Source organism: Paraglaciecola sp. (assembly GCF_030730205.1).
Taxonomy (GTDB): Bacteria; Pseudomonadota; Gammaproteobacteria; order Enterobacterales; family Alteromonadaceae; genus Paraglaciecola.
Map to the genome: position 1 here is coordinate 1 of NZ_JANQVQ010000150.1, position 3,273 is coordinate 3,273.

At 42.9% G+C, this 3,273-nt stretch carries 3 protein-coding genes; all 3 read right to left on the reverse strand.

Annotated features, from left to right (window positions below):
* Positions 1-393: 393 nt before the first annotated feature.
* The 3 genes from NWQ57_RS10475 to rpoA all read right to left on the reverse strand — a co-directional run bounded on the left by NWQ57_RS10475 (position 394) and on the right by rpoA (position 3,213).
* Positions 394-1,677, reverse strand: coding sequence for a serine hydrolase (locus tag NWQ57_RS10475; protein ID WP_306022101.1), 1,284 nt, complete (start codon positions 1,675-1,677; stop codon positions 394-396).
* A gap of 108 nt (positions 1,678-1,785) precedes the next feature.
* Entirely contained in the window at positions 1,786-2,184 is a 399-nt protein-coding gene (gene rplQ / locus NWQ57_RS10480) for a 50S ribosomal protein L17 (RefSeq protein ID WP_027672166.1), read from the reverse strand.
* A 39-nt stretch (positions 2,185-2,223) separates the two neighbouring features.
* Positions 2,224-3,213 carry a DNA-directed RNA polymerase subunit alpha gene (gene rpoA / locus NWQ57_RS10485; RefSeq protein ID WP_027672165.1) on the reverse strand — a complete coding sequence of 330 codons (990 nt, stop codon included), beginning with the start codon at positions 3,211-3,213 and terminating at the stop codon, positions 2,224-2,226.
* Between the last annotated feature and the right edge of the window lie 60 nt (positions 3,214-3,273).

Sequence of the window (3,273 nt, forward strand, 5' to 3'; positions counted from 1 at the left end):
TAGGCCTGCCGCCAGCGTTCAATCTGAGCCATGATCAAACTCTTCAATTAAAGTTCTTTCTGTCCCGAAGGACTGCTCAGTCTTACTGACTTAAAACATTTCTGTAGTGTCACTCAACTGATAAATTTCATTTTCGTGAAATCCATCATAAGTGCCCACACAGATGATTGATTGCTAATTGTTAAAGAGCGTGCACCAGAGTCAAACTCGATGATGCGAGGTTTTCACCTCAGTCAGACGTTTTCTGCTTTCGCTTGCTGCCGTCTGTGTGGTGCGCATTATAGAGATCGCAGCAAACTGATCAAGATCTTTTTTACAGAAATATGATCGTTCGAACACTTTTTGTGCAAAAACATATAAAACGTTGGTTTTCTGTATGTTATTTAAACGGATCTAGGGGGATTTACTGATGATCTTTTTAATATCGGTAAGATCTGGCCTAATAGGTTTAGCTCTGTTGAGTTCATATTGATATATGTAGTTACCTAACTCATTGAGAAACGGATATGCAACTTGTTTGGTTTCATATTGGTCATCGTTAAGGATGTCGTTTTTGTTAGTATAGATAACCGCTGTAAGAAAGAACTCTACCTGATTTTCTATATCGACAAAATAACCGCCGTCAACAATGTGTCCGTAAGCCCAACCGGTTTTGTTAAAAATACGAATATTAGCGGGAAGTGACTTCGGCTCACCGGCAAACATGAGGAATTTAGAATAATTGTCTGGAAACTGTTCTGTATTGTAACTCGGATAATCACTCTCTGACGGCAGCATAGACATATAACGCAAGACAAACTCTCTATCTTTGCTTGATAAAGCAAACTGCTGCTGTTTACTGAATAATTCCGGGAACACCAAACGCTTTATTACACCATCAAAATTAGCCAGACTCTGGCGGTTTTTTGCAGTGAAATCCATCGGTTGATCGATATAATTCCCATTATCGATATATCCTTTACCAAAAGTGGCTTCGGCTTTGTTGCGGAAAACGCTTACAGATTCCCTTGCTGGCAACGCTAATAATAGAGTGTTATCTAAGCCGATAAATCGAATTGGATTGTATTGCCGGTTTTGCTGCTCCGTTAAAGATGTGCTTAAACGATGAGTAATCAAACTATTTGTTAAGCCTTTCTCTGCTAATTTAGCATTTATCCTTTCCTGGCCTAATAGTTCATATAACCGGTTACTGGCATCATTATCACTTACCAATAGTATTTTCTTAATATAATGCGCCATACTCGGTAATTTTGTCGCTGAAGTATCATCTATATGTGCGGCAGTTTGCCATGGCAGTGCGGCGTCGGTGAACATGGTAGTCTCAGTGGTAAGTTGCTCCACATTTTGCTCGTTCAGCCATTCAAGAGCAAGTAAAGCTATAGGCAGCTTTACTGAGCTGGCTGGATAGAAATACCGGTTCTCATCGACATTATATTGGTAGTAACTGAGGTGAGGTTTATTCTGTGTATCGCGATCTATTTGCGTATAAATTATTTGTACTTTGTAAGGGGCTGGATCCGCAAAAACTTTTTGTAGCATAGGATACGTATCAGGAACTTTGTTTAATAAAGATGAAAAGTTATGGCATGCCGAGGTAATGTTTAGTTGAAAGCAGTCAGCAAGTGCTGCAGGGACAAATAACAATGCATATATAATGTATAAACGAAATTTTTGCATAAACCATTACCTAATTAACTGAATAAAATAATCATATCGGTACTTGGTAGCAAAAACAAACAGACATAAAAAAGCCGGGCATAGCCCGGCTTTTTACTTAGGAGTAGCTTACTCTGCAGCAGTTTCTTCAACTGGCAGTGCATCCACTTCTGGACGATCTACTAACTCAATGTAAGCCATTGGTGCGTTGTCGCCTGCACGGAAGCCACACTTAAGAATACGAGTGTAACCACCTGGACGAGCGTTGTAACGCGGGCCCAAAACATTGAACAACAAACCAACTACTTCTTTATCACGAGTACGAGCAAAAGCAAGACGGCGGTTTGCAACGCTGTCATTCTTTGCCAGTGTGATCAATGGCTCAATCACACGACGTAACTCTTTTGCCTTTGGCAAAGTCGTTTTGATGATTTCGTGCTTCACCAACGAACTTGCCATATTGCGGAACATTGCCGTACGGTGGCTGCTGTTCCTGTTTAATTGACGACCACTCTTGCGATGGCGCATGATCTATTCCTTCTCACTAAACCAGAAACTGGTATCTGATTAGTCTTTATTTACCAGACTCGCTGGCGGCCAGTTCTCTAGGCGCATGCCAAGTGATAAACCGCGTGAAGCCAGCACGTCTTTGATTTCGGTAAGCGACTTTTTACCCAGGTTAGGTGTTTTAAGTAACTCAACCTCGGTACGCTGAACCAGATCACCAATGTACTGAATCTGCTCTGCCTTCAAGCAGTTAGCAGAACGAACTGTTAATTCCAAATCATCGACCGGACGTAACAGAATCGGATCAAACTCCGGCTTCTCTTCGCGCTTTTCCGGTTCGCTCTTATCACGCAGCTCTACGAAGAATTCTAACTGTTCAGCTAAAATCGTTGCTGCGCGGCGAATGGCTTCCTCTGGCTCAACAGTGCCGTTGGTCTCCATATCGATAATCAGTTTGTCCAAATCAGTACGCTGTTCTACCCGCGCTGCTTCAACAGAATAAGCTATACGCTCAACCGGGCTGAAAGACGCATCCAGTAACAGACGACCAATAGGACGCTCGTCATCATCTGAGGACAAACGCGCTGATGCAGGCACATAACCACGACCACGTTCAACTTTCAGGCGCATACTGAATTCAGTTTCACCAGTCAGGTTGCAAATTACGTGCTCTGGGTTAGTAATAACCACACCGTCGCCATGCTGGATGTCTCCAGCAGTTACAGGGCCAGCACCTTTTTTCGTTAAAGTCAGCGTGACTTCATCTTTGTCTTCCAGGCGAACGGCAAGGCCTTTCAGGTTCAGAAGGATATCTATGATATCTTCCTGCACACCCTCTTTGGCACTGTACTCATGGAGCACGCCGTCTATTTCAACTTCAGTCACTGCACAACCTGGCATTGACGAAAGTAAAATACGACGTAGCGCGTTACCCAAGGTATGCCCGAAACCGCGCTCTAGTGGTTCCAAAGTAACTTTGGCACGAGTAGGGTTGATCTTTTCGATACCAACTAATCTCGGCTTAAGGAATTCGGTGACAGAACCCTGCATTGTACCCTCTCTTAACAATTAGCTTTACTTAGAGTAAAGCTCGACGATTAACTGTTCGTT

Coding starts and splice junctions, on each gene's coding strand:
- NWQ57_RS10475 (WP_306022101.1), bottom strand. CDS start 1,677: ATGCAAAAATTTCGTTTATACATTATATATGCATTGTTATTTGTCCCT.
- rplQ (WP_027672166.1), bottom strand. CDS start 2,184: ATGCGCCATCGCAAGAGTGGTCGTCAATTAAACAGGAACAGCAGCCAC.
- rpoA (WP_027672165.1), bottom strand. CDS start 3,213: ATGCAGGGTTCTGTCACCGAATTCCTTAAGCCGAGATTAGTTGGTATC.